The following is a 26,654-nucleotide window of genomic DNA, read 5'->3' as shown; positions in this document are numbered from 1 at the left end:
CCCGGACCGCCCCACCCCGCCCCGGACGGGACGGGAACGCACCGAGGGGCCGTACCCCGAAAGGTACGGCCCCTCAGCCGACTATCGGCTAAGCCTCAGCGGCAGCGTTCAGCTCTGGCCGCCGGCCAGCTTCTCGCGCAGCGCGGCAAGCGCCTCGTCCGAGGCCAGGGCACCGGAGGTGTCCGCACCCTCGGAGGAGTACGAACCGCCACCCGACGCGGCCGGAGCGGCAGCCTCGCCACCCTCGGCGGCAGCGGCAGCGTCGGCCTCGCGGCTCTTGATGACCTGCTGCTGGTGCTGCTCGAAGCGCTGCTGCGCCTCGGCGTACTGGTGCTCCCACGCCTCGCGCTGGGTCTCGTAGCCCTCGAGCCAGTCGTTGGTCTCGGGGTCGAAGCCCTCGGGGTAGATGTAGTTGCCCTGGTCGTCGTACGACGCGGCCATGCCGTACAGGGTCGGGTCGAACTCGACCGTCGCCGGGTCGGCACCGAAGGCCTCGTTGGCCTGCTTCAGCGAGAGGCTGATGCGGCGGCGCTCGAGGTCGATGTCGATGACCTTGACGAAGATCTCGTCGTTGACCTGGACGACCTGCTCCGGGATCTCCACGTGGCGCTCGGCCAGCTCGGAGATGTGGACCAGACCCTCGATGCCCTCGTCCACACGGACGAACGCACCGAACGGAACCAGCTTCGTGACCTTACCGGGCACGACCTGGCCGATCTGGTGGGTGCGGGCGAACTGCTGCCACGGGTCTTCCTGGGTCGCCTTCAGCGACAGGGAGACGCGCTCGCGGTCCATGTCCACGTCGAGAACCTCGACGGTGACCTCCTGGCCGACCTCGACGACCTCGGACGGGTGGTCGATGTGCTTCCAGGACAGCTCGGAGACGTGGACCAGACCGTCGACGCCACCCAGGTCCACGAAGGCACCGAAGTTGACGATCGAGGAGACCACACCGGAGCGGACCTGACCCTTCTGGAGGGTCGTGAGGAACGTCTGGCGGACCTCGGACTGGGTCTGCTCCAGCCAGGCACGGCGGGACAGGACCACGTTGTTGCGGTTCTTGTCCAGCTCGATGATCTTGGCCTCGAGCTCCTTGCCCACGTAGGGCTGGAGGTCGCGGACACGGCGCATCTCGACGAGGGAGGCCGGCAGGAAGCCACGGAGGCCGATGTCGAGGATGAGACCACCCTTGACGACCTCGATGACGGTACCGGTGACGATGCCGTCCTCTTCCTTGATCTTCTCGATGGTGCCCCAGGCACGCTCGTACTGGGCGCGCTTCTTCGAGAGGATCAGGCGGCCTTCCTTGTCCTCCTTCTGGAGAACAAGGGCTTCGATCTCGTCACCGACGGCGACGACCTCGTTGGGGTCGACGTCGTGCTTGATCGAGAGCTCGCGGCTCGGGATGACACCTTCGGTCTTGTAACCGATGTCGAGCAGGACCTCGTCCCGGTCGACCTTCACGATGACGCCGTCGACGATGTCGCCGTCGTTGAAGTACTTGATCGTCTCGTCGATCGCGGCGAGGAAGGCTTCCTCGTTACCGATGTCGTTGACCGCAACCTGCGGGGTGGTGGCGGTGGTCTCGGTGCTGCTCGTCATGTGGGAAAGGGCTCCGGTACGGACATTGAAGTCGTAGGTACTGCTACGCCGGGAGCCCGTATCGCTCTGAAGAAGCCGGACAGCCAAGGAAGCGCCCCACCAGGAACTGGTGATGGCGCCTCGACAACCGAGGGGACATACAACAGATGCGAGCGCAGCCTGCTACGTCTGAGGTGCGCAGGCCCGCAGCGCAACTTGTAGCATACGGGGGCAGCGGGAAAGGGTCAATGCGCGAAGGCGCACACCCGGGGCGGTTCGCCGCATTTCCGGCAGAAGAATCGTCCCAGGAGGCCACGCGGGCCTCCGGGCCGCCTGCACGACCCCCGGCGGGTTGGACGGAAGATTACGACGAGGGAGCCGATCATCCAAGAGCCGGAAGCGCACGAATCCGGGGAATCCGAGGGGTTCGAACCGGAGGCCACCCGGCGTGACGCCGGGGTCGCGGAGAGCAGCCGGGCGAACCGGGGCTGGTGGGACCGCAACGCCGACGAGTACCAGGTCGAGCACGGCACGTTCCTCGGTGACGACCGCTTCGTCTGGTGCCCGGAGGGCCTGGACGAGGTGGAGGCCGAGCTGCTCGGCCCGCAGGAGGACCTCAAGGACAAGGAAGTGCTGGAGATCGGCGCGGGCGCGGCGCAGTGCTCGCGCTGGCTGGCCGCCCAGGGCGCCCGTCCGGTGGCCCTGGACCTCTCGCACCGCCAGTTGCAGCACGCCCTGCGGATCGGCGGATCGTTTCCCCTTGTCTGTGCCGACGCCGGCGCGCTGCCCTTCGCGGACGGCGCCTTCGACCTGGCGTGCTCCGCGTACGGGGCGCTGCCGTTCGTCGCCGACCCGCGGCTGGTGCTGCGGGAGGTGCGCCGGGTGCTGCGGCCGGGCGGCCGGTTCGTCTTCTCGGTGACGCACCCGGTCCGCTGGGCGTTCCCGGACGAGCCGGGGCCCGAGGGCCTGTCGGTGTCCGCCTCCTACTTCGACCGCACGCCCTATGTGGAGCAGGACGACGACGGCCGCGCGGTGTACGTCGAGCACCACAGGACGCTCGGCGACCGGGTGCGGGACGTCGTGGGCGCGGGCTTCCGGCTGGTGGACCTGGTGGAGCCGGAGTGGCCGGCCTGGAACAGCTCGGAGTGGGGCGGCTGGTCCCCGCTGCGCGGCAACCTGATCCCGGGGACGGCGATCTTCGTCTGCGAGCGGGACTGAGGCGGTTCCCGAGGGGGACCGCAGGCCCTTCGGTGAGGAAAGGCCCGCACGCGCGCGTGCGGGCCTTTCGCGTGCTCGTACGACACTGAGGGTGTGATCCGCTACGACGCCCTGGACGCGCTGCCCGTGCGCTCGGCCCTGCCCGCCCTGACCGACGCCCTGGAGGATGACGGCACCGCCGTGCTGGTGGCGCCGCCCGGCACCGGGAAGACGACGCTGGTGCCGCTCGTGCTGGCGGGGCTGGTCGGGGGCGGGCCCGCGCGGCGGGTCGTGGTGGCCGAGCCGCGGCGGATCGCGGCGCGGGCGGCGGCCCGGCGGATGGCGTGGCTGCTGGGCGAGCGGCCCGGTGAGAGCGTGGGCTTCACGGTGCGCGGCGAGCGGGCCGTGGGGCGGCACACGCGCGTGGAGGTCGTGACGACCGGCGTGCTGCTCCAGCGGTTGCAACGTGACCAGGAGCTGACGGGTGTGGACGTCGTCGTCCTCGACGAGTGCCACGAGCGGCATCTGGACGCCGACACGGCGGCCGCGTTCCTGTGGGACGTGCGGCAGGCGCTGCGGCCGGAGCTGCGGCTGCTGGCGGCGTCGGCGACCACGGACGCGGAGGGGTGGGCGCGGCTGCTGGGCGGTGCGCCGGTGGTCGAGGCGTCGGGTGTCGCGTATCCCGTGGAGCCGGTGTGGGCGCCCGCGGCGCGTCCGGTGCGGCCGCCGCACGGGATGCGGGTGGATCCGGCGCTGCTGGCGCACGTGGCGTCGGTGGTGCGGCGGGCGCTGGCGGAGCGGGAGGGGGACGTGCTGTGTTTCCTGCCCGGTGTGGGGGAGATCGCGCGGGTGGCGGGGCAGCTGGGGGATCTCGGTGACGTCGATGTGCTCCAGGTGCACGGGCGGGCGCCGGCGGCCGTGCAGGACGCGGTGCTGGCGCCGGGGCGGCGGCGCAGGGTGGTGCTGGCCACGTCGGTCGCCGAGTCGTCGCTGACCGTGCCGGGGGTGCGGGTGGTGGTGGACTCCGGGCTCGCGCGGGAGCCCCGGGTGGACCATGCGCGCGGGTTGAGCGGGCTGACGACGGTGCGGGCGTCGCGGGCGGCGGGGCGGCAGCGGGCGGGGCGGGCCGGGCGTGAGGCGCCGGGTGTGGTGTACCGGTGCTGGTCCGAGGCGGAGGACGGCCGTCTGCCGGCGTTTCCGGCTCCGGAGATCAAGGTGGCCGATCTGACGGCGTTCGCCCTTCAGGCGGCCTGCTGGGGCGATCCGGACGCGTCGGGGCTGGCGTTGCTCGATCCGCCGCCGGGCGGGGCGATGGCGGCGGCGCGCTCGGCGCTGACGGCGGTGGGGGCGGTGGACTCCGCGGGGCGGGCCACGGCGGTGGGCGGACGGCTGGCCCGGCTGGGTGTGCATCCTCGGCTGGGGCGGGCGCTGCTGGACACGGCCGGTGCGGGTGCGCCGGTGGTCGCGCTGCTCTCCGAGGAGGTGCCGCGGGAGTACGGGGACGATCTCGCCGCCGCGCTGCGGCGGGCGCGGCGCGGGGGTGACGCGTACGCGGGGCGGTGGACCGCGGAGGTACGGCGTCTGCGGGGTGTCTCCGGGGAGTCGGAGCGCCCGGCGGGGCGGCGCGGGCCGGAGGCGGCCGCCGGGGCGGGAGCGGCGACCGGCGGCACCGGCGCCGGTCCGGTCGCGGGGTCCGGCGGGGAGGACGGGCTGGCCGGGCTGGTGTCCGCGCTCGCGTTTCCCGAGCGGGTCGCGAAGGCGGACGGGGGGTCGTACCTGATGGCCTCCGGGACGCGGGCCGAGGTGTCGGACGGGTCGGGGCTGCGCGGGGCGCCGTGGATCGTCGTCGCCGTGGCCGACCGGCCCGCCGGGAAGGGGCACGCGCGCGTGCGGCTCGGCGCCGCCGTGCCGGAGGACGTGGCGCGGGCGGCCGCGCGGGCGCTTCTGGAGGAGCGCGAGGAGGTGCGCTGGGCGGACGGGGACGTCGTGGCCCGGCGGGTCGAGCGGCTGGGGGCGATCGAGCTGGCCGTGCGGCCGCTGAGGGACGCCGACCCCGCGCTCGTCCGCGCCGCCCTGCTCGAAGGTCTCCGGCAGGAGGGGCCGGAGCTGCTGCGCTGGTCGCCGGACGCGGTGGTGCTGCGGCAGCGGCTGGCGTTCCTGCGCGCGCACCTCGGGGAGCCGTGGCCGGACGTGTCGGACGCGGCGCTGTACGCGCGCGTGGACGAATGGCTTGAGCCGGAGCTGGGCCGGGCCCGGCGGCGGGCCGATCTCGGCCGGATCGACGCCGGCCAGGCGCTCGGGCGGCTGCTTCCCTGGGCGAGCGGCGAAGCGGCGCGGCTGGACGAGCTGGCGCCGGAGCGGATCACCGTGCCCAGCGGGTCCAGGATCCGGATCGACTACCGGGACGCCGAGCGGCCGGTCCTCGCCGTGAAGCTGCAGGAGATGTTCGGACTGCGGCGGACGCCGGCCGTGGCCGGGGTGCCGCTGCTGGTGCACCTGCTCTCCCCCGCGGGGCGGCCCGCCGCGGTCACGGCCGACCTCGCCTCCTTCTGGGCGGACGGCTACCGGGGTGTGCGGGCGGAGCTGCGGGGGCGCTACCCGAAGCATCCGTGGCCGGAGGACCCGGCGGCCGCCGAGCCGACCCGGCACACGAACGCGCGGCTCAGGCGCTGACCGGCTCGGGTGCGGCCGTCTCGCTCGCCTCCGGGTCGTCCGGGTCCTTCGGGCGGCGGGCGCGGGCCTCCAGGCAGAGGGAGAGGGCGAGGAGCAGCAGGCCGAGAATCAGGGATCCCCAGGGGAGGTAGGACGTGAGCATGAGGACCAGGGTGCGGTTGTGCTTCACCAGGGCGACCGTGTGCTCGATGTAGTCCTCGCGCATCTTCACGTGTCCGGCGAAGGCGGTGACCTTGGCGCGGTCGCCGAGCAGGGTGCCGCCGCGCAGTTCCTCCCGGTGGATCTCCTCACCGTAGACGGGTGCGCCGGTGACGGGTTCGACCCAGAACCGGCGGACGGTGGTGTACCAGCGGGTGGTGCCGGTCCTGGCGACGGACTCCGGGGTGATGCCCTTGACCGGCATGGTCTTGGGCATGGGCACCTTGGTCCAGGGGATGGTCTGCTCGAAGTAGTAGACGTCCAGGCCGCGGAAGCTGCGGGTGCCCTTGTAGTGGATGGGGTTGGTGGTGCGGGTCTGCGCGTCGAAGTACTCGTAGTCCCGTTTCTGGGTGAGGAAGGGCCACTTGAACTCGATGCCGTCGCGTCGAACCGGGTCGCCGTCGACGGTCTCTCCGGTGGCGTGCACCGGGTCCTGGCTGTGGGCGTCGAAGATGTAGCGCTCGGGGATGCGGGAGACCATCTTGCCGTCGGGGCCCTGGACGTAGGACAGGCTGTCCCAGACGACGACGGGCCGGTCCGCCGTCCGCTCGATCCTCTTCGCGGCTTCCACGTCGCCCTTGAGGGTCTGGACGATGGTGACCTTGGAGACCTTCTTCGCCCGCATGGTGCCGTAGTCGAGGAGGGTGGCGTCCTTGGCCTCCAGGACCATGTCCTGGTACTGGCCGGCGGGGATCCTGGCCAGACGCGGGAAGGCGTACCAGCGCAGCAGCGGGGACAGAGCCGCGCAGAACACGGCGCAGGCGAGCAGGACCAGGCCGGCCTTGCGGCGCATTCCGGCCTCCCTCCCGGACGGGCGCGGCTACGGGTGCGCGGGCACCGTCGTCAGCAGCGGTTTGGGGGACGTGCCGCCCGTCGGTGCGCCCGTCGCGCTGATCGTGAGGACCAGGGCGAGCGCGAGGACGAGACCGGTCGCGGCGGCTGCGAGGGCGCGCATGCGGGGCCTCCCGGTGGACGGTCGGTGACCTGACCGGTTCCTGATGGATCGTCAGGTGCGGTCAGGTTCGGCACCGTAGCAACGGCCGGGCGAGATGAGAACAGCGGTGCACGCACGAACGAGGGCGCCCTCCCCGCCGGAGCGGGGAGGGCGCCCTGTCGTCGCGTGCGGCCTCAGCCGGAGGCGGACGGGCTCGGGGTGGTGCTCGGGCTGGTGTCCGGGGTCGTGCCCGGGTCGCCGGTGGAGTCAGCGGCCGGCTCGACCTTCAGCTCCACGGTGAGCGTCGCACCGCCGGTGGTGGTGACGCGGAGCAGGAAGGTGCCGGTGGTGTCGTCCGCGTACAGCTTCGGCAGGGTGAGCAGGCCCTTGCCGTCCGTCCGGAGGTCGGTGAGGGTGCGTACCGGCTTGCCGTCGGCGTCCTTGAAGTACGGGCCCTTGTCGTTCTCGGTGGCGTCGGTGTCGGACTTGATCAGGGTGGCGGTGGCCGCGACCTTGTCCGCGACGGCACCCTTGTACGTCGCCTTCAGCTGGACCTGGTCGGCGAACTCGCCGCCCGGGGTGCAGGTGAGCGGGGTGTCGCCGGTGCGGGCGAGGGTGTCGGCGGTGCGCTCGGTGACGGTCGCGGTGTAGTCGACGCCCTTGACCGAGCGGCCCACGACGGTCGCGGTGACCTTGAAGGCGCCGGTCTTCTCGCCGGCCTGGAGCGCCGGGGCGTGCGCGGTGCCCTTGGCGTCCGTGGCGACGGTGGCGACCCGCTCGCCGCCCGTGAAGGTGGCGTCGGTGTCCCCGGTGATGGTGAACCGGACCCTGACCTTGCCGACGGTCTTGCCGGCCTTGGTCTCGGCGCGGGTGCCGATGCGCTCGGCGAAGGCGTCTCCGGCCCTCGCGGTGAGCTTGGCCGTGCCCGCGTCCTCCAGGTGGTCCACCGTGTCGGTGGGGGTCTGCGGAGGCGTCGGCGGCACGGGCGGCTTCGGCGGGGCGGGCGGCTTCGGGCTCTCGCCGCCGCCGGGCTTCTGCGGCTTCTCGTCGGGCTTTTGGTGCGGCGGCTTGCCGGACGGCGGGTCCGAGGGCTTCTTCGGGGACGTGCCGTGGTGCGGGGTGCTGTCGTCGCTGCGGTGCTCCGGCACCGGGCCGGTCCCGTCGGGCACGGTGTGGGTGCCCTTGCGGTAGTACTCCACCCAGTTCAGGACGAGGTTCAGGTAGTCCTGCGAGTTGTTGTAACTGAGGATCGCGCTGTGCAGGCCGGCCGTGGCCGACATGTCCCAGTCGTTGCGGCACAGGTAGTGCCCGGCGGCGAGGGCGGCGTCGTAGATGTTGTTGGGGTCCGCCTTGCCGTCGTCGTTGCCGTCGCGGCCGGCCCAGGCCCAGGTGGACGGGATGAACTGCATGGGGCCGACGGCCTGGTCGTACCGGCTGTTGCCGTCGTACGCGCCGTGGTCGGTGTCCGGGATGAGGGCGAAGCCGTTGCCGTCGAGCTGGGGGCCGAGGATCCGGCCCAGCGTGGTGCCGTTCGCGTCGACCCGGCCGCCGCGGGCCTGACCCGACTCGACCTTGCCGATCGCGGCGAGCAGCTGCCAGGGCAGGTTGCAGCCGGGCTTGGAGGCGCGCAGTTCGGCCTCGGCCCGCTTGTAGGCGTCGAGGACGGTCGCCGGGATGCCGTCCTCGGAGCCGCCCCTGGTGACCGGGGTGCCGATGCTCGACGAGGGGCTGGGCTCGGGGCTGTTCAGCGGCGGCAGGTCCGTGTAGTAGGGCGAGCTGCCGGTGGCGTCACCGCTGGAGTCGGTGGTCAGGTCGGGTGCGGCGGTGGCGGCGCCGGCCGCGGTCTGTCTGCCGTGGTCCTCGCCGGTCGCTCCCGGAGCCTGGGACGCGGACAGAGCCGCGACCGCCGCCGCGGCCACGGCGGTGGTCGCCGCCCCCTTGCGCAGCCGACTGCCGAAATGCGCCGCCATAGAGTGAACCCCTCCCGTGGACGCCGCTGCGTCCGTCTCCGTCTGTCTGCCTCGCTCTGGTGTGACGGTTGACCCGGTGCTGTGGTTGCCCCTGTGCCGCCTTTGCCTTCGTGCGATGTGTGTTCGACCGTGCGCGTGGCACGGCGGACCCAGGTGACCCTACGACAACTTGCTTGGAGGGGGCAGCGGTTCGCGCCCGATTTTCACCGGTTGGCCAACTGCCGTTGTCGTGACGGCGCCCCGGAGGGGGTCACGCATACTGGACGACACGTGATCACCGGTCGCGGTGCCACGGCCGACGACCGTTCGAGGGGGCCCCGTTGCCGTTCACGCTCAGCCACGCGGCGGCCGTGCTGCCCGCACTGCGCCGGGACGGCAGCGGGCGGGCCGGACTGGTGCCGGCGGTGCTCGTCGCGGGTTCCTTCGCGCCGGACCTGACCTACTACACGGCGGGCGTCCTGCCGGGAGCCATGGAATTCGGCGCGGTCACGCACGGGTTCGCCGGGGTCGTCACGGTCGATGTGCTCATCGCGTGGGCCCTGGTGGGGTTGTGGCTGCTCGTCCGGGAGCCGCTGGTCGCGTTGCTGCCCCGGGCACGGCAGGGCCGGCCGGCCGCCGTACTGCGCTGCGGGGCGCCCCGCGCGCGGGTGCGGGCCGCCACTGCGGGCAGGTGGTACGGCTCGGCGGTGCTGGGGGCGCTGACCCATGTGGTGTGGGACGCGTTCACGCATCACGACCGGTGGGGGACACGGCTGATTCCGGCCATCGGACGGGACCGTCCGGCGGGCCTGCCGCTGTTCTCGTGGCTGCAGTACGGCTCGTCCGTGGCCGGGGCCGTGGTGATCGCGGCCGTACTGGTACGGGCGCTGCGGCGGGCGCCGCGTTCCGGGCCCGCCGGGGTGCCGGTGCTGTCCGTGCGCGACCGGTGGTGGGCGCTGGCGGTGCTCGGCGGCTGCGCGCTGGCCGGGGCGGTGCAGCGGGTCGCGCGGTTCGAGGAGCTGCGGGGTGAGCCGGCGCGGGCGTGGGACCTGCTGCCCACCCTCTGTTTCGGGGTGGGCGCCGGATCGCTGCTCGGTGTGCTGCTGTACGCGGTCGGGGTCAGGGTGTGGCGTCCGTGCCGGGTTCCGGACGCCCCTGTGGAGGCCGGGAGCCCCGCTGGGACGGTCGGGTCCGGCCGGGGGCGGCCGGTCTCTCGGTGAGGGACGCGACGAAGACGGTGAGGGTGGGCCGGGGACGTGATCTCGGGAGCGCGGTGAGCGCGAGCGCGAGATAGCCGCGGGTCAGGTCGGCCCACTGGCGCCAGTCCGGGGCGTGGCCCGGGCGGGCGGTCAGGCCGGCGAGTCCGCGTCTGACGCGGTTCGCGGCCCTGCGTACGGTCGTGCCCGGGTCGGCCGGGATGCGGGCGGTGCTTGCGTCGGCCGCGAGGGCCGGGACCGGCGAGGCGGGCATGGCCTGCGCCGAGGCGGTGACCGCCCAGGCCCGGGTGACTGCCTCGGGCGTCCGGCGGTGAAGCATGCGTATACCCATGCCCGCAGTTTTGCGTCTGCGGAGGCCGGGGGGCGTTTTGGCGGGGGCCACGTGAGTGACGCCCCCTCCGGGGGTTCGGCCGACGGGTGGTATCGGCGCCGGGTCGTATGAGCGCTGGTGAGGGGTGGGTCCGACCGGTGCGCCCGGGCGAGGGCCCCGCGTACAGCACCCCTGGCGAGGGCGCCGCCGGCCAGGCCTTTGCGCGGCGGGGGGACCTGGGCGGGCGTTGCGGCGGGCTCGGTTCCGCTGCCGCCGGGAGCGCTCTACGAGCGCCGATGCCCGTGTCCGCGCCGCGGGCTCTACACCCGCTCGGCCCTTACGCGACCTCACGCGACCCGGCGAGGGGCCCCTCCAGTGCGCCGGTGAGGCATGCCTGTCGGTCAGGGGCGCCGGGCGTGGCGCCCCTGACCGACGGGCATCGCGAGGTGCCCGCCCGCTGGGCGCCTGCAGCGGGGCGCCCCGCGCGGCAGGGCTTCCGCAGAGGCGCCGCAGGCACACGCGCCGCAGGCTAGTGCGCTGCCGACTCCCAGTCCGGGCCCACGCCGACCGAGACGTCCAGAGGCGCGCGGAGCTGGACGGCGGCGGCCATCTCGCGGCGGACGATCTCCTCCGCGGCCGTACGCTCGCCCGGGGCGATCTCCAGGACGATTTCGTCGTGGACCTGGAGGAGCATGCGGGACTTGAGCTCCGCCGCCCGCAGCGCGCTGTCCACCTTGAGCATGGCGATCTTGACGATGTCCGCCGCCGTGCCCTGGATGGGCGCGTTGAGGGCCATCCGCTCGGCCGCCTCACGGCGCTGACGGTTGTCGCTGTTGAGGTCCGGCAGGTAGCGGCGGCGACCGAAGATCGTCGCCGTGTAGCCCGTCGCCCGGGCCTCGTCGACCGCCCGGCGCAGGTAGTCCCGGACCCCGCCGAAACGCTCGAAGTAGGCGTCCATCAGGGCGCGCGCCTCGGCCGCCTCGATGTTCAGCTGCTGGGACAGGCCGAACGCGGACAGGCCGTAGGCGAGCCCGTACGACATCGCCTTGATCTTCCGCCGCATCTCGGCGTCGACCGCGGCGGGCTCGACGCCGAACACCTGGGAGGCGGCCGTGGTGTGCAGGTCCTCACCGGAGGTGAACGCCCGGATCAGGCCCTCGTCCTCGGAGAGGTGGGCCATCACCCGCAGCTCGATCTGGCTGTAGTCGGCGGTCATCAGGGACTCGAAGCCCTCGCCGACGACGAAGCCACGGCGGATCGCCCGGCCCTCGTCCGTGCGGACCGGGATGTTCTGCAGGTTCGGGTCCGTGGAGGAGAGACGGCCGGTCGCGGCGACCGTCTGGTTGAAGGTGGTGTGGATACGGCCGTCGCCCGCGATGGTCTTGATCAGGCCCTCGACGGTGACGCGCAGCTTCGCCTGCTCCCGGTGCCGCAGCATGATCACCGGAAGCTCGTTGTCGGTCTGGGTGGCGAGCCAGGCCAGGGCGTCGGCGTCGGTGGTGTAGCCGGTCTTGGTCTTCTTCGTCTTCGGCAGGGCCAGCTCGCCGAAGAGGACCTCCTGGAGCTGCTTGGGCGAGCCCAGGTTGAACTCGTGGCCGGCGGCGGCGTGCGCCTCCTTCACGGCCTGCTGCACCGCGCCGGCGAACATCTGCTCCATCGCCTCGAGGTGCGTGCGGTCGGCCGCGATGCCGTGCCGTTCCATGCGGGCGAGCAGGGCGGAGGTGGGCAGCTCCATGTCCCGGAGCAGGTCGGCGGCGCCGACCTCCGGCAGCCGGGCCTCGAAGGCCTCGCCCAGGTCCAGGACCGCGCGGGCCTGGATCATCAGGGCCTCGGCCTCGGCGCCCTCGTCCGCCCCGAAGGCCAGCTGGCCGTCGGCCGCGGCGGCCGGGACCAGCTCGCGGTGCAGGTACTCCAGGGACAGCGCGTCCAGGTCGAAGGAGCGCCGGCCCGGCTTGACCAGGTAGGCGGCGAGCGCCGTGTCCATGCGGACGCCGTCGATGCTCCAGCCGTGCTCGGCGAAGACGCGCATGGCGCCCTTGGCGTCGTGGAACACCTTGGGGCGGCCGGCGTCGGCCAGCCAGGCCGTGAACGCGTTCTCGTCGGCCTCGTCCAGCTCGGCGGGGTCGAACCAGGCGGCCGCTCCCCCGGCCGCCGCGAGGGCGACCTCGGCGACCGAGCCGGTGCCCAGCGCCCAGGTGCCGACGGTGGCGACGCCCAGGGTCTCCCCGCCGTGCTCGGCCAGCCAGGGGGCCAGCTCGCCGGTGCGCAGGATCGTGCCGTCGAGTTCGACGCCCTCCGTGGTGACCGGGGTGGTCTCGGCCTCCTCGGCGCCGGGGTCGACGGCGAAGAGCCGCTCACGCAGGGACGGATTGCGGATCTCCAGGGTGTCCAGGATCATCGCGACGGCCTTGCGGTCGTACGGGGTCCGCTCCAGGTCCGGGACCGTCCTCGGCAGCTCGACCCGGCGCTCCAGCTCGGTGAGCAGGCGGTTGAGCTTGACGGCCTCCAGGTGGTCGCGGAGGTTCTGCCCGGCCTTGCCCTTGACCTCCTCGACCCGCTCGACGAGATCGGCGAAGGACCCGAACTGGTTGATCCACTTGGCGGCGGTCTTCTCGCCGACGCCGGGGATGCCGGGGAGGTTGTCGGACGGGTCGCCGCGCAGCGCCGCGAAGTCCGGGTACTGGGCGGGCGTCAAGCCGTACTTCTCGAGAACCTTCTCCGGGGTGAACCGCGTCAGCTCCGAGACGCCCTTCGTCGGGTAGAGCACGGTGGTGTGCTCGGTGACCAGCTGGAAGGAGTCGCGGTCGCCGGTGACGATCAGCACCTCGAAGCCCTCGGCCTCGGCCTGGGTGGCGAGGGTGGCGATGACGTCGTCCGCCTCGAAGCCGTCGACCGCGAAGCGCGGCGCGTGCATCGCGTCGAGCAGCTCGCCGATCAGCTCGACCTGGCCCTTGAACTCGTCCGGGGTCTTGGAGCGGTTCGCCTTGTACTCCGTGAACCGCTCGGAGCGCCACGTCTTGCGCGAGACGTCGAAGGCCACCGCGAAGTGCGTGGGCGCCTCGTCACGCAGGGTGTTGGCCAGCATCGACGCGAAGCCGTAGATGGCGTTCGTCGGCTGGCCGGTCGCGGTCGTGAAGTTCTCCGCAGGCAGCGCGAAGAACGCGCGGTAGGCCAGCGAGTGCCCGTCCATGAGCATCAGCCGCGGACGGGTGCCGCCGGGGGTCTTGTCGGTCTTCTTCGATGCTGTCTCTGCCACGTCCCCGATCCTGCCACGCCGCACTGACACTCCGGGCGGGGCGGTTCCGCGGGCCGCCGTCGGTCGCCGGGCCGGCACCGGCGGTGGTTCGGCGTCCGCACAGGGGGCGGACGCCTGGTCAGCGGCGCGTGGGAGGATCGTCGCCGTACTTCTCACACGCTGTCGAAGGGGGAGCGGGCGATGGCGACGAAGCCGCCCAAGGGTGATCCGGTCCAGGACGCGCCGCAGGTCGCGGAGCCGAAGCACGCCGCCGCGGGACTGCCCGCCATCGGGCACACGCTGCGCATCGCCCAGCAGCAGATGGGTGTGCGGCGCACCGCGCTGACGCTGCTGCGCGTGAACCAGAAGGACGGCTTCGACTGCCCGGGATGCGCCTGGCCCGAGCCGGACCACCGGCACAAGGCGGAGTTCTGCGAGAACGGCGCGAAGGCGGTCGCCGAGGAGGCCACGCTGCGCCGGGTCACCCCGGAGTTCTTCGCCGCCCACCCGGTGGCCGACCTGGCCGGCCGCAGCGGCTACTGGCTGGGGCAGCAGGGGCGGCTCACCCACCCGATGTACCTTCCCGAGGGCGGGGAGCACTACGAGCCGGTCGGCTGGGAGCGTGCCTTCGCCATCATCGCCGAGGAGATCGCGGCGCTGGACTCCCCCGACGAGGCCGTCTTCTACACCTCGGGCCGCACCAGCAACGAGGCGGCGTTCCTGTACCAGCTCTTCGCGCGCGAGCTGGGCACGAACAATCTGCCGGACTGCTCGAACATGTGCCACGAGTCGTCGGGTTCGGCGCTGTCCGAGACCATCGGCATCGGCAAGGGCAGCGTCCTGCTGGAGGACCTGCACCGGGCCGACCTGATCATCGTCGCCGGGCAGAACCCGGGCACGAACCACCCGCGCATGCTGTCCGCGCTGGAACGGGCCAAGGCCGGCGGCGCGCGGATCATCAGCGTGAACCCGCTGCCCGAGGCGGGTCTGGAGCGGTTCAAGAACCCGCAGACCCCCAGGGGCATGCTCAAGGGCGCCGCCCTGACCGACCTGTTCCTGCAGATCCGCATCGGCGGCGACCAGGCCCTCTTCCGCCTGCTCAACAAGCTGGTCCTGGAGACGGACGGCGCGGTCGACGAGGCGTTCGTACGCGAGCACACCCACGGGTTCGAGGAGTTCGCCGCGGCCGCCCGTGCCGCCGACTGGGAGGAGACGCTCGCGGCGACGGGTCTGTCCTGGGCGGAGATCGAGGAAGCCCTGCGCATGGTGCTCGCCTCGGAGCGGACCATCGTCTGCTGGGCGATGGGCCTCACCCAGCACAAGCACTCCGTGCCGACCATCCGCGAGGTCGTCAACTTCCTGCTGCTGCGGGGCAACATCGGCCGTCCGGGCGCGGGAGTGTGCCCGGTGCGCGGGCACAGCAACGTGCAGGGCGACCGGACGATGGGCATCTTCGAGCGGCCCGCGCCGGCCTTCCTGGACGCGCTGGAGAAGGAGTTCGGGTTCGCGCCGCCGCGCGAGCACGGCTTCGACGTCGTCCGGGCCATCCGCGCGCTGCGCGACGGGGAGGCGAAGGTGTTCTTCGCCATGGGCGGCAACTTCGTCTCCGCCTCCCCCGACACCGAGGTGACCGAGGCGGCGATGCGGCGCGCGCGGCTGACGGTGCACGTGTCGACCAAGCTGAACCGCTCGCACGTCGTCACGGGCGCGCGGGCGCTGATCCTGCCGACGCTGGGCCGTACGGAGCGCGATCTCCAGGGCAGCGGTGAGCAGTTCGTGACGGTCGAGGACTCCATGGGCATGGTGCACGCCTCGCGCGGGCGGCTCGCGCCGGCGGGTCCGGAGCTGCTGTCGGAGCCGGCGATCGTGTGCCGGATGGCGCGCCGGGTGCTCGGTGAGGGCAGCGTCGTGCCGTGGGAGGAGTTCGAGAAGGACTACGCGGCGATCCGTGACCGCATCGCGCGCGTGGTCCCCGGGTTCCAGGACTTCAACGCGCGCGTGGCCCGGCCGGGCGGCTTCACCCTGCCGCACGCCCCGCGCGACGAGCGCCGTTTCCCGACCGCCACGGGCAAGGCGAACTTCACGGCGGCGCCGGTGGAGTTCCCCGAACTGCCCGAGGGCCGGCTGCTGCTGCAGACCCTGCGGTCGCACGACCAGTACAACACCACGATCTACGGGCTCGACGACCGCTACCGGGGCATCACGGGCGGCCGCCGGGTGGTGCTGGTGAACCCCGAGGACGCGCGGCGGCTGGGGGTCGCCGAGGGGGCGTACGTGGATCTGGTGGGCGAGTGGCGGGACGGCGTGGAGCGGCGGGCGCCCGGGTTCCGCGTCGTCCTGTATCCGACGGCCCGGGGCTGTGCGGCGGCCTACTACCCCGAGACCAACGTGCTGGTGCCGCTGGACGCCACGGCCGACACCAGCAACACCCCGGCCAGCAAGTCCGTCGTCGTACGGCTGGAGCACCGGACACCGGACCTCGGGGACCGCGCGGAGAGCCGTCTGGAACAATCGGCGACCGACTGAGCGTTTGCTCAGCCAGAGACAGGTGTACGACGAACGGAGCCGGGCCGATGGGCGAGCAGCAGCGAGTCAAGTTCCCGCAGGAGATCATCGACGAGTACGCGGCGCTCGGCGTGGACCTGCCCGCCCTGTTCTCGGCCGGTCACCTCGGCACGCGGATGGGTGTGCAGATCCTGGAGGCCGGCCCGGAGAAGGTCGTCGGGACGATGCCGGTGGAGGGCAACACCCAGCCGTACGGACTGCTGCACGGTGGCGCCTCGGCGGTGCTGGCGGAGACCCTGGGCTCGGTCGGCTCGATGCTGCACGGCGGCAGCTCGAAGATCGCGGTGGGCGTGGACCTGAACTGCACCCACCACCGCGGTGTCCGTTCGGGCCTGGTGACCGGCGTGGCCACGCCCGTGCACCGGGGGCGTTCGACGGCGACGTACGAGATCGTGATCAGCGACGAGGAGGGCCGCCGGGTCTGCACGGCCCGCCTGACCTGCCTCCTGCGGGACGTGCGGCAGGGCGACGCGCCCAGCCCCCGCCCCACCACCGACTGACCGCCCTCGCCCGAGTCGCCCCCCTGCCCCACAGCCGCCCCGACAACCTCGCGGCCGTGGGGCCAGCCCCCCTCCGCCTCCCGATCCCGGGCACCGGCACCGGCACCGGCACCGGCACCGGCACCGGCCAAGTGACCGGCCCCCTGGGCCTCTCCCCCCTTCCGTGGCCCCCCGTCTCGGCAGGGCCGTTGCCCCTCGCCGCCCCTCGCCCTTAGCTTCGGCACATGGGACGGCGAGGAGGCCTCCGTACGGGGGCGAGGTTCCTGGTGCTCGGGCCGGCGCTCTCGGCGCTGCTCGTGGTGACCGGCTGCGACCGGTCCGGCGGGGCGCCGCGCACCGCGCCCGCCCCCGCACCCGCCCCGGCGACACCCGGCTCGGCACCGGGCTCGGCGTCGGCGGCCTCCGACGCGGAGCTGTGCACCCGGCTCGTCGCGCACTGGTCGCGCCAGGTGCTCGACAGCGGCACCTACGGCGATTACCAGTCGATGGGCCTGTCCAACGGGCAGTACGAGCTTCTCCGGGACGTCGTGGACGCGGCGCGGGTCGCGAAGCGGCACCAAGCCACCGCGCTTGTCGACAAGTTGATTGACCGTCAGGCGCGCCGGGCGTGCACCGAGCGCTACCGCGACGGGACCCCGAGCGGAGGCCCCTGGCAGTGAGCGGCATCGGCCCCCTGGAACCCGGCGAAGGCACCACCGCCCAGGACAACTCACCTACCGCGCAGGCGCGTGCGGCCGGCCGGTCGCGTGCCGCGCTCGCCGGCCGGTACGCCCGCCACCGGCGGCTGACCCTCTGCCTCGCCGCGCTGGCCGTCCTCCTGGCGGGCGGCGGATACCTCTACGGCAACCGGCCGCGGCAGGCGCCGCCGGCCCCAACTCCCCAGCCGTCGGGGGCGCCTTACCCCGCACAGGTGGTGGACGTGACGTACCTGGAGGACCTGCCGACCGCGACCGGCGCCCCGCCGCACAGCTTCCGCTTCGGGGTGCTGGTGGGCGTGGACTCCGGGCCGCCGGTCACCGTGACCCGGGTGACCCAGCCGTACGCGGGGCTGACGCTGACGACGGACCCCGCGGCACCCTTCCGGACAAGAGCGGGTTCGGCCCGCATGATCACCATAACGATGCACGTGACCGAATGCGGAAAAGTTCCCATGGACGCCGGGATGCCTTTCCTGGACGTAACTCTGCGTAATACGCGTGCAATACAAAACCACAGTTTCATCCTCGGTCCGCGCTACGCGCAGCACCTCTCCCAGGCCCTGAAAGTCGCCTGCAGCAACAGTGTTGGGTAATCACCAAAACCCCCGAGACACCTGAACGGATCTCGATCGGTCCTGCGGGTTCTCACAATGCGGACGGGGCGAAACGGCCGGAATTCCGCCGTTCCCCCCACCGGGTACCGCTCTGCATTACCTCGTGTCATAACAAGAGCGTCACAGCCTTGGTCAGACTCTCCTCCACGTTGTCCACACACGCTTAGAGTCACGGCCAGTCACCGCGCCGCCGGATTCTCCACTCCGGCCCGTCACTCTTCGGCCAGGCGCGCGGCTCGACCGCCTCCACGGGGATGCGGTCGTTCAGCGGAAAGGACTGATCGTGCGTCAACGTTCGCTCATCGCCATCACCGCCGCCCTGGCGGCGGGAGCACTCACCCTCACCGCCTGCGGCTCGCGCGACAGCGGCGACAAGGGCTCGGACTCCAACGGCGGCGGCACCACCGTCGTCATCGGCGTCGACGCCCCGCTGACCGGCGACCTGTCCGCTCTCGGCCTGGGCATCAGGAACTCGGTGGACCTCGCGGCCAAGCAGGCCAACAAGAAGAACTACGTCAAGGGCGTCACCTTCAAGATCGAGGCCGCGGACGACCAGGCGCAGCCCTCTTCCGGCCAGTCGAACGCCACCAAGTTCGTCGGCGAGAAGGACGTCCTCGGTGTCGTCGGCCCGCTGAACTCCTCCGTCGCCCAGTCGATGCAGAAGGTCTTCGACGACGCGAAGCTGGTCGAGGTCTCCCCGGCCAACACCAACCCGGCGCTGACCCAGGGTGACGACTGGCAGAAGTCGAAGACCCGGGCGTACAAGTCGTACTTCCGCACCGCGACCACGGACGCCATCCAGGGACCGTTCGCCGCGCAGTACGTCTACAACAAGGCCAAGAAGAAGAAGGCCTTCATCATCGACGACAAGAAGACGTACGGCGCCGGCCTCGCCGCTACGTTCAGCGACGAGTTCAAGAAGCTCGGCGGCAAGATCGTCGGCACCGAGCACATCAACCCCGACACCAAGGACTTCTCCGCGGTCGCCACCAAGGTGAAGAACTCCGGTGCCCAGGTGGTCTACTACGGCGGCGAGTACCCGCAGGCCGGCCCGCTCAGCAAGCAGATCAAGGCCGCCGGTGCCAAGATCCCGCTGGTCGGCGGCGACGGCATCTACGCCGACGACTTCATCAAGCTGGCCGGTGCCTCCGGCACCGGTGACCTCGCCACCTCGGTCGGCGCGCCGGTCGAGACCCTGCCGTCCGCCAAGGAGTTCGTCGCCAACTACAAGGCGGGTGGCTACAAGGAGGCCTACGCGGCCTACGGCGGTTACTCCTACGACTCCGCCTGGTCGATCATCGAGGCCGTCAAGAAGGTCGTCGACGACAACGGCGGCAAGCTGCCGGACGACGCCCGCGCGAAGGTCACCGAGGCCATGCAGAACGTCTCCTTCGACGGTGTGACCGGCAAGGTCTCCTTCGACGAGTACGGTGACGCGACCAACAAGCAGCTCACCGTCTACTCCGTCACGGGTGGCGCCTGGAAGGCCGTGGAGTCCGGCACCTACAACGGCAGCTGACCCACAACCCGCATCACCTGAGCCGCGCGGGGCGCTGTTCCACTGGCGCCCCGCGCGGACTCGCATCCGGCCTCATCCGTCGAACTTTCCGAACGTCTCGGAGGACTTGCGGTGAACGAACTGCCGCAGCAGCTGGTCAACGGCCTGCTACTAGGATCCATGTACGGGCTCGTCGCCATCGGCTACACAATGGTCTACGGCATCGTCCAGCTCATCAACTTCGCCCACGGCGAGATATTCATGACCGGCGCGTTCGGCGCGCTCACGGTCTACGCGTACATCCTGCCCGACGGCACCTCGATGTGGGTGGCCCTGCCACTGATGCTCATCGGAGCCATCCTGGTGGCAGTCACCGTCGCCGTCGGAGCGGAACGATTCGCCTACCGCCCCCTGCGCACCGCCCCGCGTCTCGCGCCCCTCATCACCGCCATCGGCCTCTCCCTGGCCCTCCAGCAGGCGGTGTGGGCCTGGTACCCGGGCGCCAAGAGCGCCCGCACCTTCCCGAGCATCCCGGGCGGTCCCTTCGAGATCGGTAATGTCACCATCCAGACGGGTGATGTCTTCCTGGTCGCCGCCGCCCCCCTCAGCATGGCCTTCCTCGCCTACTTCGTGATGCGCACCCGCACCGGACGCGGCATGCAGGCCACCGCCCAGGACCCGGACACCGCGAAGCTGATGGGCGTCAACACCGACCGCATCATCGTGATCGCGTTCGCCCTCGGCGCCGCCTTCGCCGCCGTCGGATCGGTCGCCTACGGCCTGAAGTACGGTCAGATCGACTTCCGTATGGGCTTCATCCTCGGCCTGAAGGCCTTCACCGCGGCCGTCCTCGGCGGCATCGGCAACATCTACGGCGCCATGCTCGGCGGCCTCGTCCTCGGTGTCGCCGAGGCTCTGTCCACCGCCTACATCGCGGACATCCCCGGCATGGACAAGTTCGGCAGCCAGTCCTGGGCAGACGTCTGGGCGTTCGTACTCCTCATCCTCGTGCTCCTGTTCAGGCCACAGGGCCTGCTCGGTGAGCGCGTCGCGGACAGGGCGTGACACCGATGACCACACAGACCACCGCAGCAGAGACGCCCAGCACCCCCACGGCCGCCCAGGCCGGCCTGATCGGTCTGCCCGCCCCGCTCGGCCGTGCCCTCGCCACCGGCGGCGGCGTCCTGACGATCGTCTCCACCTTCCTCGCCTGGACCTGGACCGCCGCCTTCCCCGGCGACCTCACGGTCTACGGCTACCCGGGCGGCCTGCAGGTCCTCGTCCTGATCGGCGGCATCCTCACCACCCTCTTCGGCGTCGCCTCCTACGGCGTCAGGGGACTGGGCTGGCTCACCCCCGGCAGCGCCGACAGCGCACTGAAGACGGCCGCGCTCGGCACGTTCGCCACCGCCTGGTACACCGTCCTCGCCATCAGCGCCAAGCTGGGCGGCCTGGTGAACCTGGAGCCCGGCGGCTACGTCGTCGCCGTCGCCACGCTCGCCGCCCTGCTCGGCGCGCTGGCCCTGCCGTTCGAGCGCCCGGAGCCCGAGCCCTTCGACCCGGACGACACCGGCCGCGAGCGGTTCCGCCACCAGAGCCGCCAGAAGTGGAACAACGTCAAGGCGGCCTTCGCCTCCGAGGCCCCGGCCCCGGCCCGCAAGCTGCCGGCCTACGCCGAGATCCTCGTCATCGTGGCCGCCATGGCCCTCGGTCTGATCGTCTTCACCTACGGCATCGGCACCGAGTACGACCAGCTGTTCATCGGCTTCCTCCTCACCGCCGGCTTCGGCTTCGGCGCGCTCGCCAAGGCCGGGCTCGTGGCCCGGGTCTCGGCGATCACCGCCCGCCACCGCAACATCACCATGGCCGGCGCCTTCGCCGCCGCGGCCGCCTTCCCGCTCACCCAGTCCGACGACCAGTACGCGACGATCGGCGTCTACATCCTGATCTTCGCCACCGTCGCCCTCGGCCTGAACATCGTCGTCGGCCTCGCCGGCCTCCTCGACCTCGGTTACGTCGCCTTCCTCGGTGTCGGCGCCTACACCGCGGCCCTGGTCTCCGGCTCCCCCTCCTCGCCCCTGCACGTGCAGTGGCCCTTCTGGGCCTCCGCCCTGCTCGGCGCGGCCGTCGCCATGGTCTTCGGTGTCCTCATCGGCGCCCCGACCCTGCGACTGCGCGGCGACTACCTCGCCATCGTGACCCTCGGCTTCGGTGAGATCTTCCGCATCACCGTCCTCAACATGGACGGCACCTCCGGCCCGGACGTCACCAACGGCTCCAACGGCATCTCCTCGATCCCGAACCTGGACATCCTGGGCTTCGACTTCGGCCAGGAGCACCAGTTCCTGGGCGCCACCGTCGGCCGGTTCGCGAACTACTTCCTGCTGATGCTGCTCATCACGTTCATCGTGGTCGTGGTCTTCCGGCGCAGCAGCGACTCCCGCATCGGCCGCGCCTGGATCGCCATCCGCGAGGACGAGACCGCCGCGCTCGCCATGGGCATCAACGGCTTCCGGGTCAAGCTCATCGCCTTCGCCCTGGGTGCCGCCCTCGCCGGTCTCGCCGGCTCCGTCCAGGCCCACGTCACCTACACCGTGACCCCGGAGCAGTACCAGTTCGCGCACGTCGTGCCGCCCAACTCGGCCTTCCTGCTGGCCGCGGTGGTCCTCGGCGGCATGGGCACCATCGCCGGTCCGCTGGTCGGCGCCGCGCTGCTGTACCTGATCCCCGCCAAGCTCCAGTTCCTGGGCGACTACCAGCTCTTCGCCTTCGGCGTCGCGCTCGTACTGCTGATGCGCTTCCGTCCGGAGGGCCTCATCCCCAACCGGCGCCGGCAGCTCGAGTTCCACGAGGACACCGAAGCGCCCGCCGTCCTCAGCAAGGCAGGGGCCTGACCACGATGACTACCGACACCACCACCAAGGACGCCGCCCCCGGCGCCTCCACCCCCGGCGAGGTCGTCCTCGACGCACGCGGCGTCACCATGCGGTTCGGCGGCCTGACGGCCGTACGGAACGTCGACCTCACCGTCAACAGCGGCGAGATCGTCGGTCTGATCGGCCCCAACGGCGCCGGCAAGACGACCTTCTTCAACTGCCTGACCGGCCTGTACATCCCCACCGAGGGCGAGGTCCGCTACAAGGGCGGGGTGCTGCCGCCGAAGTCCTTCAAGGTCACCGCGGCCGGCATCGCCCGCACGTTCCAGAACATCCGTCTGTTCGCCAACATGACGGTCCTGGAGAACGTACTCGTCGGCCGGCACACCCGCACCAAGGAGGGCCTGTGGTCCGCGCTCCTGCGCGGACCGGGCTTCCACCGCGCGGAGAAGGCCTCCCGCGACCGGGCCATGGAGCTGCTGGCGTTCGTGGGCCTGGACAAGAAGGCCGAGCACCTGGCCCGCAACCTCCCCTACGGAGAGCAGCGCAAGCTGGAGATCGCCCGCGCCCTCGCCAGCGAGCCCGGTCTGCTGCTCCTCGACGAGCCGACGGCCGGCATGAACCCGCAGGAGACCCGGGCCACCGAGGAACTGGTCTTCGCCATCCGGGACATGGGCATCGCCGTCCTCGTCATCGAGCACGACATGCGCTTCATCATGAACCTGTGCGACCGGGTGGCCGTGCTCGTGCAGGGCGAGAAGCTGATCGAGGGCGACAGCGCGACCGTCCAGGGCGACGAGCGGGTGATCGCCGCCTACCTGGGCGAGCCCTTCGAGAACGCGCCCGGCGACGACGAGGTCGCCGAGGTCGAGGCTGCCGAGGCGCAGGCCGAGACCACGACGGACGCCGCGCCCGGCAAGGAGAACGACCGATGACCGCACTGCTCGAAGTCGAGGACCTGCGGGTCGCCTACGGCAAGATCGAAGCCGTCAAGGGCATTTCGTTCAAGGTCGAGGCCGGCCAGGTGGTCACCCTGATCGGCACCAACGGCGCCGGCAAGACCACCACCCTGCGCACGCTGTCCGGTCTGCTCAAGCCGGTCGGCGGCCAGATCAAGTTCAACGGCAAGTCGCTGAAGAAGGTCCCCGCCCACCAGGTGGTCTCGCTGGGCCTCGCCCACTCCCCCGAGGGGCGGCACATCTTCCCGCGCATGACCATCGAGGACAACCTGCGCCTCGGGGCGTTCCTGCGCAACGACAAGCCGGGCATCGAGAAGGACATCCAGCGCGCCTACGACCTGTTCCCCATCCTCGGGGAGCGCAGGAAGCAGGCGGCCGGCACCCTCTCGGGCGGTGAGCAGCAGATGCTGGCGATGGGCAGGGCGCTGATGTCCCAGCCGAAGCTGCTGATGCTGGACGAGCCGTCCATGGGTCTGTCGCCGATCATGATGCAGAAGATCATGGCGACGATCGCCGAGCTGAAGTCCCAGGGCACCACGATCCTGCTGGTCGAGCAGAACGCCCAGGCGGCGCTCTCGCTCGCCGACCGGGGTCACGTCATGGAGGTCGGCAGCATCGTCCTGTCCGGCACGGGCCGGGACCTGCTCCACGACGAGTCGGTGCGCAAGGCCTACCTCGGCGAGGACTAGGCGCTCGGCCGGCCCGTCGTGACCGGTAACGCGCAATTGCCCGCGCCCCTTCCTCGGGGGCGCGGGCAATGTCGTGTGCGCGGGGGCGGGCGTCAGCCGTTCTTCGCGGCCTTCTTCTCCTCGTTGTCCGCGATGACGGCCTCGGCGACCTGCTGCATCGACATCCGGCGGTCCATGGACGTCTTCTGGATCCAGCGGAAGGCGGCCGGCTCGGTCAGGCCGTACTCGCTCTGCAGGACGGACTTCGCCCGGTCGACCAGCTTGCGGGTCTCCAGCCGCAGCGTGAGGTCGGCGACCTCCTGCTCCAGCTGCTTCAGCTCGGTGAAGCGGGAGACGGCCATCTCGATGGCCGGCACGACATCGCTCTTGCTGAACGGCTTGACCAGGTACGCCATCGCGCCGGCGTCGCGGGCGCGCTCGACGAGGTCGCGCTGCGAGAAGGCGGTGAGCATCAGGACCGGCGCGATGGACTCCTCGGCGATCTTCTCGGCCGCGGAGATGCCGTCCAGCTTGGGCATCTTCACGTCGAGGATGACCAGGTCCGGCTTGTGCTCGCGGGCCAGCTCCACGGCCTGCTCACCGTCGCCCGCCTCCCCGACGACGGTGTACCCCTCCTCCTCCAGCATCTCTTTCAGATCGAGCCGGATCAGGGCCTCGTCCTCGGCGATGACGACTCGGGTCGTCAGCGGAGGCACGTGCGACTTGTCGTCGTCGGGCGCGTCCACGGGCTGGGGCGACTCGGGGGTCACGGGGGCTCCTCGTTCAGGGCAGGGGCACTGCTGACAAGAGCCTACCTAGCTGCGGTAAGGTGGGGGCACGGCGGGGTTACCGTCGGCCTTTGTTTTACAGGAAGCCCCGGTAGCCCAGCGGTAGAGGCACGGTGCTCAAACCACCGACAGCGTGGGTTCGAATCCCACCCGGGGCACTTTTCCTAAGATTCCAAGGTCGCGCCACAATGCGGATGTACACGTTCTCGTGAACATCCGCTTTTTGCTGCACCCGGCGAAATTCTGTGCCGCGGATTGATCACCGCCCTGCGTGCGATGCCAAGACACACCGGGTGTCCCGGAAGACCGCCCGGCCTACGCCTACCTGCTGGGCCTCTGTCTTGGCGACGGCCATGTCGTCTCCAAGCCCAGGCAGCACTACCTCGCGCTGACCTGCACCGCCTCGTGGCCCGGTCTGGTCGATGCCGCCGAGGACGAGGACGCCATGCGCCGGGTCCTGCCCGGGCCGAGTGTCAGCCGCACCGGGCGTGCGGGCTGCCTCGTGGTCAAGTCCTTCACCAAGCACTGGTGCTGTCTACTGCCCCAGCACCGCCCCGGTAAGAAGCACGAGCGAGCGATCGTGCTCGGGCCTTGGCAGCGGGTCGTCGTCGACGCCCACCCGTGGGAGTTCGTCCGCAAGGCCTCCGTGGCGCTCATGGACGCCCACGTCGGCCCCAAGTACTGAGAAGGGCGCTACTTCGGGCTGTCGTCCTCGCCGATGTGGTGGACTCGGACCATGTTGGTCGCGCCGGGGACGCCGGGCGGGGAGCCGGCCGTGATGACCACGATGTCGCCCTTCCGGCAGCGGCCGTACCTGAGGAGCAGGTCGTCCACCTGGTCGACCATCGCGTCCGTGGAGTCCGCGTGCGGGCCGAGGAAGGTCTCGGCGCCCCAGGTGAGGCTGAGCTGGGAGCGGGTGGCCGGCTCGGGGGTGAAGGCGAGCAGCGGGATCGGCGAGCGGTACCGGGAGAGCCGGCGGGCCGTGTCGCCCGACTGGGTGAACGCCACCAGGAACTTCGCGCCGAGGAAGTCGCCCATCTCGGCGGCGGCCCGGGCGACCGCACCGCCCTGGGTGCGCGGCTTGTTCCGTTCGGTCAGCGGCGGCAGGCCCTTGGCCAGCATGTCCTCCTCGGCCGCGGCGACGATCTTCGCCATGGTGCGCACGGTCTCGACGGGGTACTTTCCGACGCTGGTCTCGCCGGAGAGCATCACCGCGTCGGTGCCGTCGAGGACCGCGTTGGCCACGTCGGACGCCTCGGCGCGGGTCGGCCGGGAGTTGTCGATCATCGAGTCGAGCATCTGGGTGGCGACGATGACCGGCTTGGCGTTGCGCTTGGCGAGTTTGACGGCGCGCTTCTGGACGATCGGCACCTGTTCCAGGGGCATCTCCACGCCGAGGTCGCCGCGCGCGACCATGAGGCCGTCGAAGGCGGCGACGATGCCGTCGAGGTTGTCGACGGCCTGGGGCTTCTCGATCTTGGCGATCACCGGGAGGCGCCGGCCCTGCTCGGCCATGATGCGGTGCACGGCCCTGACGTCGTCGCCGCTGCGGACGAAGGAGAGGGCGACGACGTCGAAGCCGGTGCGCAGCGCCCAGCGCAGGTCGTCCTCGTCCTTCTCGGAGAGGGCGGGGACGGAGACGGCGACGCCGGGGAGGTTGAGGCCCTTGTGGTCGGAGATCACTCCGCCCTCGATCACGCGGGTGTGCACGCGGGGGCCGTCGACCGAGGTGACCTCCAGGCAGACCTTGCCGTCGTCCACGAGGACGCGTTCGCCGGGGGTGACGTCGGCGGCGAGGCCGGCGTAGGTGGTGCCGCACCGGTGGCGGTCGCCCTGGACGCCGTCCTCCACGGTGATGGTGAAGGTGTCGCCGCGTTCAAGGAGTACGGGGCCTTCGGCGAAGCGGCCGAGCCGGATCTTCGGGCCTTGAAGGTCGGCGAGAAGTCCGACGCTGCGGCCGGTCTCGTCGGCCGCCTTGCGCACCCGCTGGTAGCGCTCCTCGTGGTCGGCGTGCGTGCCGTGGCTGAGGTTGAAGCGGGCGACGTCCATTCCGGCCTCGACCAGTGCCTTGATCTGGTCGTACGAGTCGGTGGCGGGCCCCAGAGTACAGACGATCTTTGCTCGGCGCATGGTTCGAGCCTAGGCCTTACCCGCGGGTAGAGAATCTGGGCCGCATGACGACTCAACCACCTTT

Annotated in this window: 20 protein-coding genes and 1 tRNA gene; 14 read left to right on the top strand and 7 right to left on the bottom strand. The window is 71.5% G+C overall.

The window, feature by feature from the left end; all coding sequences use genetic code 11:
• Positions 1 to 108 precede the first annotated feature (108 nt).
• Complete coding sequence (gene rpsA / locus ACF08B_RS16400; RefSeq protein WP_073892711.1) at positions 109 to 1,602, bottom strand: 30S ribosomal protein S1; 1,494 nt, start codon at positions 1,600 to 1,602, stop codon at positions 109 to 111.
• 342 nt (positions 1,603 to 1,944) lie between these two features.
• Between rpsA and ACF08B_RS16395 the strand changes: the two genes are divergently transcribed.
• Together ACF08B_RS16395 and hrpB are read left to right on the top strand one after the other, a co-directional pair.
• The gene (locus ACF08B_RS16395) at positions 1,945 to 2,799 is read left to right on the top strand and encodes a class I SAM-dependent methyltransferase (RefSeq protein ID WP_392318142.1); all 855 of its coding nucleotides are present in this window, start codon (positions 1,945 to 1,947) and stop codon (positions 2,797 to 2,799) included.
• Between the two features lie 93 nt (positions 2,800 to 2,892).
• Positions 2,893 to 5,451, top strand: coding sequence for an ATP-dependent helicase HrpB (gene hrpB / locus ACF08B_RS16390; RefSeq protein WP_392317951.1), 2,559 nt, complete (start codon positions 2,893 to 2,895; stop codon positions 5,449 to 5,451).
• Here hrpB and ACF08B_RS16385 read toward each other — a convergent pair.
• The 3 genes from ACF08B_RS16385 to ACF08B_RS16375 all read right to left on the bottom strand — a co-directional run bounded on the left by ACF08B_RS16385 (position 5,441) and on the right by ACF08B_RS16375 (position 8,553).
• Entirely contained in the window at positions 5,441 to 6,442 is a 1,002-nt protein-coding gene (locus tag ACF08B_RS16385; RefSeq protein WP_392317950.1) for a DUF3068 domain-containing protein, read from the bottom strand. The genes hrpB and ACF08B_RS16385 overlap by 11 nt on opposite strands.
• A 27-nt stretch (positions 6,443 to 6,469) precedes the next feature.
• The gene (locus tag ACF08B_RS16380) at positions 6,470 to 6,604 is read right to left on the bottom strand and encodes an SPW_0924 family protein (protein ID WP_107423677.1); all 135 of its coding nucleotides are present in this window, start codon (positions 6,602 to 6,604) and stop codon (positions 6,470 to 6,472) included.
• A gap of 173 nt (positions 6,605 to 6,777) precedes the next feature.
• Positions 6,778 to 8,553, bottom strand: a complete 1,776-nt coding sequence (locus ACF08B_RS16375) for a lytic murein transglycosylase (RefSeq protein ID WP_392317949.1) — start codon at positions 8,551 to 8,553, stop codon at positions 6,778 to 6,780.
• 320 nt (positions 8,554 to 8,873) lie between these two features.
• On the opposite strand from ACF08B_RS16375, the gene ACF08B_RS16370 reads away from it, so the two are divergent.
• On the top strand, positions 8,874 to 9,752 hold the full coding sequence (locus ACF08B_RS16370) for a DUF4184 family protein (protein ID WP_392317948.1): 879 nt from the start codon (positions 8,874 to 8,876) through the stop codon (positions 9,750 to 9,752).
• A gap of 836 nt (positions 9,753 to 10,588) precedes the next feature.
• Here ACF08B_RS16370 and polA read toward each other — a convergent pair.
• Positions 10,589 to 13,315, bottom strand: a complete 2,727-nt coding sequence (gene polA / locus ACF08B_RS16365) for a DNA polymerase I (protein WP_392317947.1) — start codon at positions 13,313 to 13,315, stop codon at positions 10,589 to 10,591.
• A gap of 180 nt (positions 13,316 to 13,495) precedes the next feature.
• Between polA and ACF08B_RS16360 the strand changes: the two genes are divergently transcribed.
• The 9 genes from ACF08B_RS16360 to ACF08B_RS16320 all read left to right on the top strand — a co-directional run bounded on the left by ACF08B_RS16360 (position 13,496) and on the right by ACF08B_RS16320 (position 23,693).
• Complete coding sequence (locus ACF08B_RS16360; RefSeq protein ID WP_392317946.1) at positions 13,496 to 15,820, top strand: FdhF/YdeP family oxidoreductase; 2,325 nt, start codon at positions 13,496 to 13,498, stop codon at positions 15,818 to 15,820.
• 47 nt (positions 15,821 to 15,867) lie between these two features.
• The gene (locus tag ACF08B_RS16355; protein ID WP_392317945.1) at positions 15,868 to 16,359 is read left to right on the top strand and encodes a hotdog fold thioesterase; all 492 of its coding nucleotides are present in this window, start codon (positions 15,868 to 15,870) and stop codon (positions 16,357 to 16,359) included.
• Between the two features lie 224 nt (positions 16,360 to 16,583).
• Positions 16,584 to 17,018 (top strand): hypothetical protein, encoded by a 435-nt coding sequence (locus ACF08B_RS16350; protein ID WP_392317944.1) that lies wholly within the window; start codon positions 16,584 to 16,586, stop codon positions 17,016 to 17,018.
• Positions 17,015 to 17,650 carry a Tat pathway signal sequence domain protein gene (locus ACF08B_RS16345; RefSeq protein WP_392317943.1) on the top strand — a complete coding sequence of 212 codons (636 nt, stop codon included), beginning with the start codon at positions 17,015 to 17,017 and terminating at the stop codon, positions 17,648 to 17,650. The genes ACF08B_RS16350 and ACF08B_RS16345 overlap by 4 nt, the downstream gene beginning before the upstream one ends.
• A 304-nt stretch (positions 17,651 to 17,954) precedes the next feature.
• On the top strand, positions 17,955 to 19,190 hold the full coding sequence (locus ACF08B_RS16340; RefSeq protein WP_073892733.1) for a branched-chain amino acid ABC transporter substrate-binding protein: 1,236 nt from the start codon (positions 17,955 to 17,957) through the stop codon (positions 19,188 to 19,190).
• A gap of 111 nt (positions 19,191 to 19,301) precedes the next feature.
• A complete protein-coding gene (locus ACF08B_RS16335) occupies positions 19,302 to 20,234 on the top strand; it encodes a branched-chain amino acid ABC transporter permease (protein WP_073892735.1) in 933 nt (310 codons plus the stop codon).
• 5 nt (positions 20,235 to 20,239) lie between these two features.
• The gene (locus tag ACF08B_RS16330; RefSeq protein ID WP_392317942.1) at positions 20,240 to 22,063 is read left to right on the top strand and encodes a branched-chain amino acid ABC transporter permease; all 1,824 of its coding nucleotides are present in this window, start codon (positions 20,240 to 20,242) and stop codon (positions 22,061 to 22,063) included.
• Between the two features lie 5 nt (positions 22,064 to 22,068).
• A complete protein-coding gene (locus ACF08B_RS16325) occupies positions 22,069 to 22,980 on the top strand; it encodes an ABC transporter ATP-binding protein (protein WP_392317941.1) in 912 nt (303 codons plus the stop codon).
• Positions 22,977 to 23,693: an ABC transporter ATP-binding protein gene (locus ACF08B_RS16320; RefSeq protein WP_093478486.1), complete on the top strand. Its 717-nt coding sequence runs from the start codon at positions 22,977 to 22,979 to the stop codon at positions 23,691 to 23,693. Before ACF08B_RS16325 ends, ACF08B_RS16320 begins: the two co-directional genes overlap by 4 nt.
• Before the next feature lie 92 nt (positions 23,694 to 23,785).
• Here ACF08B_RS16320 and ACF08B_RS16315 read toward each other — a convergent pair whose 3' ends face one another.
• Positions 23,786 to 24,442, bottom strand: coding sequence for an ANTAR domain-containing response regulator (locus tag ACF08B_RS16315; RefSeq protein ID WP_073892743.1), 657 nt, complete (start codon positions 24,440 to 24,442; stop codon positions 23,786 to 23,788).
• A gap of 103 nt (positions 24,443 to 24,545) precedes the next feature.
• Between ACF08B_RS16315 and ACF08B_RS16310 the strand changes: the two genes are divergently transcribed.
• Together ACF08B_RS16310 and ACF08B_RS16305 are read left to right on the top strand one after the other, a co-directional pair.
• Positions 24,546 to 24,618, top strand: a tRNA-Leu gene (locus ACF08B_RS16310).
• A 113-nt stretch (positions 24,619 to 24,731) separates the two neighbouring features.
• Positions 24,732 to 25,145, top strand: a complete 414-nt coding sequence (locus tag ACF08B_RS16305; RefSeq protein WP_392317940.1) for a hypothetical protein — start codon at positions 24,732 to 24,734, stop codon at positions 25,143 to 25,145.
• An 8-nt stretch (positions 25,146 to 25,153) separates the two neighbouring features.
• Here the strand turns inward: ACF08B_RS16305 and pyk are convergent, their stop codons facing one another.
• Positions 25,154 to 26,590: a pyruvate kinase gene (pyk, locus tag ACF08B_RS16300; protein ID WP_392317939.1), complete on the bottom strand. Its 1,437-nt coding sequence runs from the start codon at positions 26,588 to 26,590 to the stop codon at positions 25,154 to 25,156.
• Positions 26,591 to 26,654 lie beyond the last annotated feature (64 nt).

Origin of the sequence: Streptomyces sp. NPDC015139 (assembly GCF_043079785.1) — a bacterium.
GTDB lineage: Bacteria > Actinomycetota > Actinomycetes > Streptomycetales > Streptomycetaceae > Streptomyces > Streptomyces albidocamelliae.
The sequence above is the reverse complement of the archived record's forward strand: the minus strand, read 5'-3'. Positions and strand labels throughout refer to the sequence as shown.

Coding starts and splice junctions, on each gene's coding strand:
- ACF08B_RS16320 (WP_093478486.1), top strand. CDS start 22,977: ATGACCGCACTGCTCGAAGTCGAGGACCTGCGGGTCGCCTACGGCAAG.
- ACF08B_RS16360 (WP_392317946.1), top strand. CDS start 13,496: ATGGCGACGAAGCCGCCCAAGGGTGATCCGGTCCAGGACGCGCCGCAG.
- ACF08B_RS16385 (WP_392317950.1), bottom strand. CDS start 6,442: ATGCGCCGCAAGGCCGGCCTGGTCCTGCTCGCCTGCGCCGTGTTCTGC.
- ACF08B_RS16325 (WP_392317941.1), top strand. CDS start 22,069: ATGACTACCGACACCACCACCAAGGACGCCGCCCCCGGCGCCTCCACC.
- ACF08B_RS16350 (WP_392317944.1), top strand. CDS start 16,584: ATGGGACGGCGAGGAGGCCTCCGTACGGGGGCGAGGTTCCTGGTGCTC.
- ACF08B_RS16330 (WP_392317942.1), top strand. CDS start 20,240: ATGACCACACAGACCACCGCAGCAGAGACGCCCAGCACCCCCACGGCC.
- pyk (WP_392317939.1), bottom strand. CDS start 26,590: ATGCGCCGAGCAAAGATCGTCTGTACTCTGGGGCCCGCCACCGACTCG.
- ACF08B_RS16380 (WP_107423677.1), bottom strand. CDS start 6,604: ATGCGCGCCCTCGCAGCCGCCGCGACCGGTCTCGTCCTCGCGCTCGCC.
- ACF08B_RS16375 (WP_392317949.1), bottom strand. CDS start 8,553: ATGGCGGCGCATTTCGGCAGTCGGCTGCGCAAGGGGGCGGCGACCACC.
- ACF08B_RS16355 (WP_392317945.1), top strand. CDS start 15,868: ATGGGCGAGCAGCAGCGAGTCAAGTTCCCGCAGGAGATCATCGACGAG.
- rpsA (WP_073892711.1), bottom strand. CDS start 1,602: ATGACGAGCAGCACCGAGACCACCGCCACCACCCCGCAGGTTGCGGTC.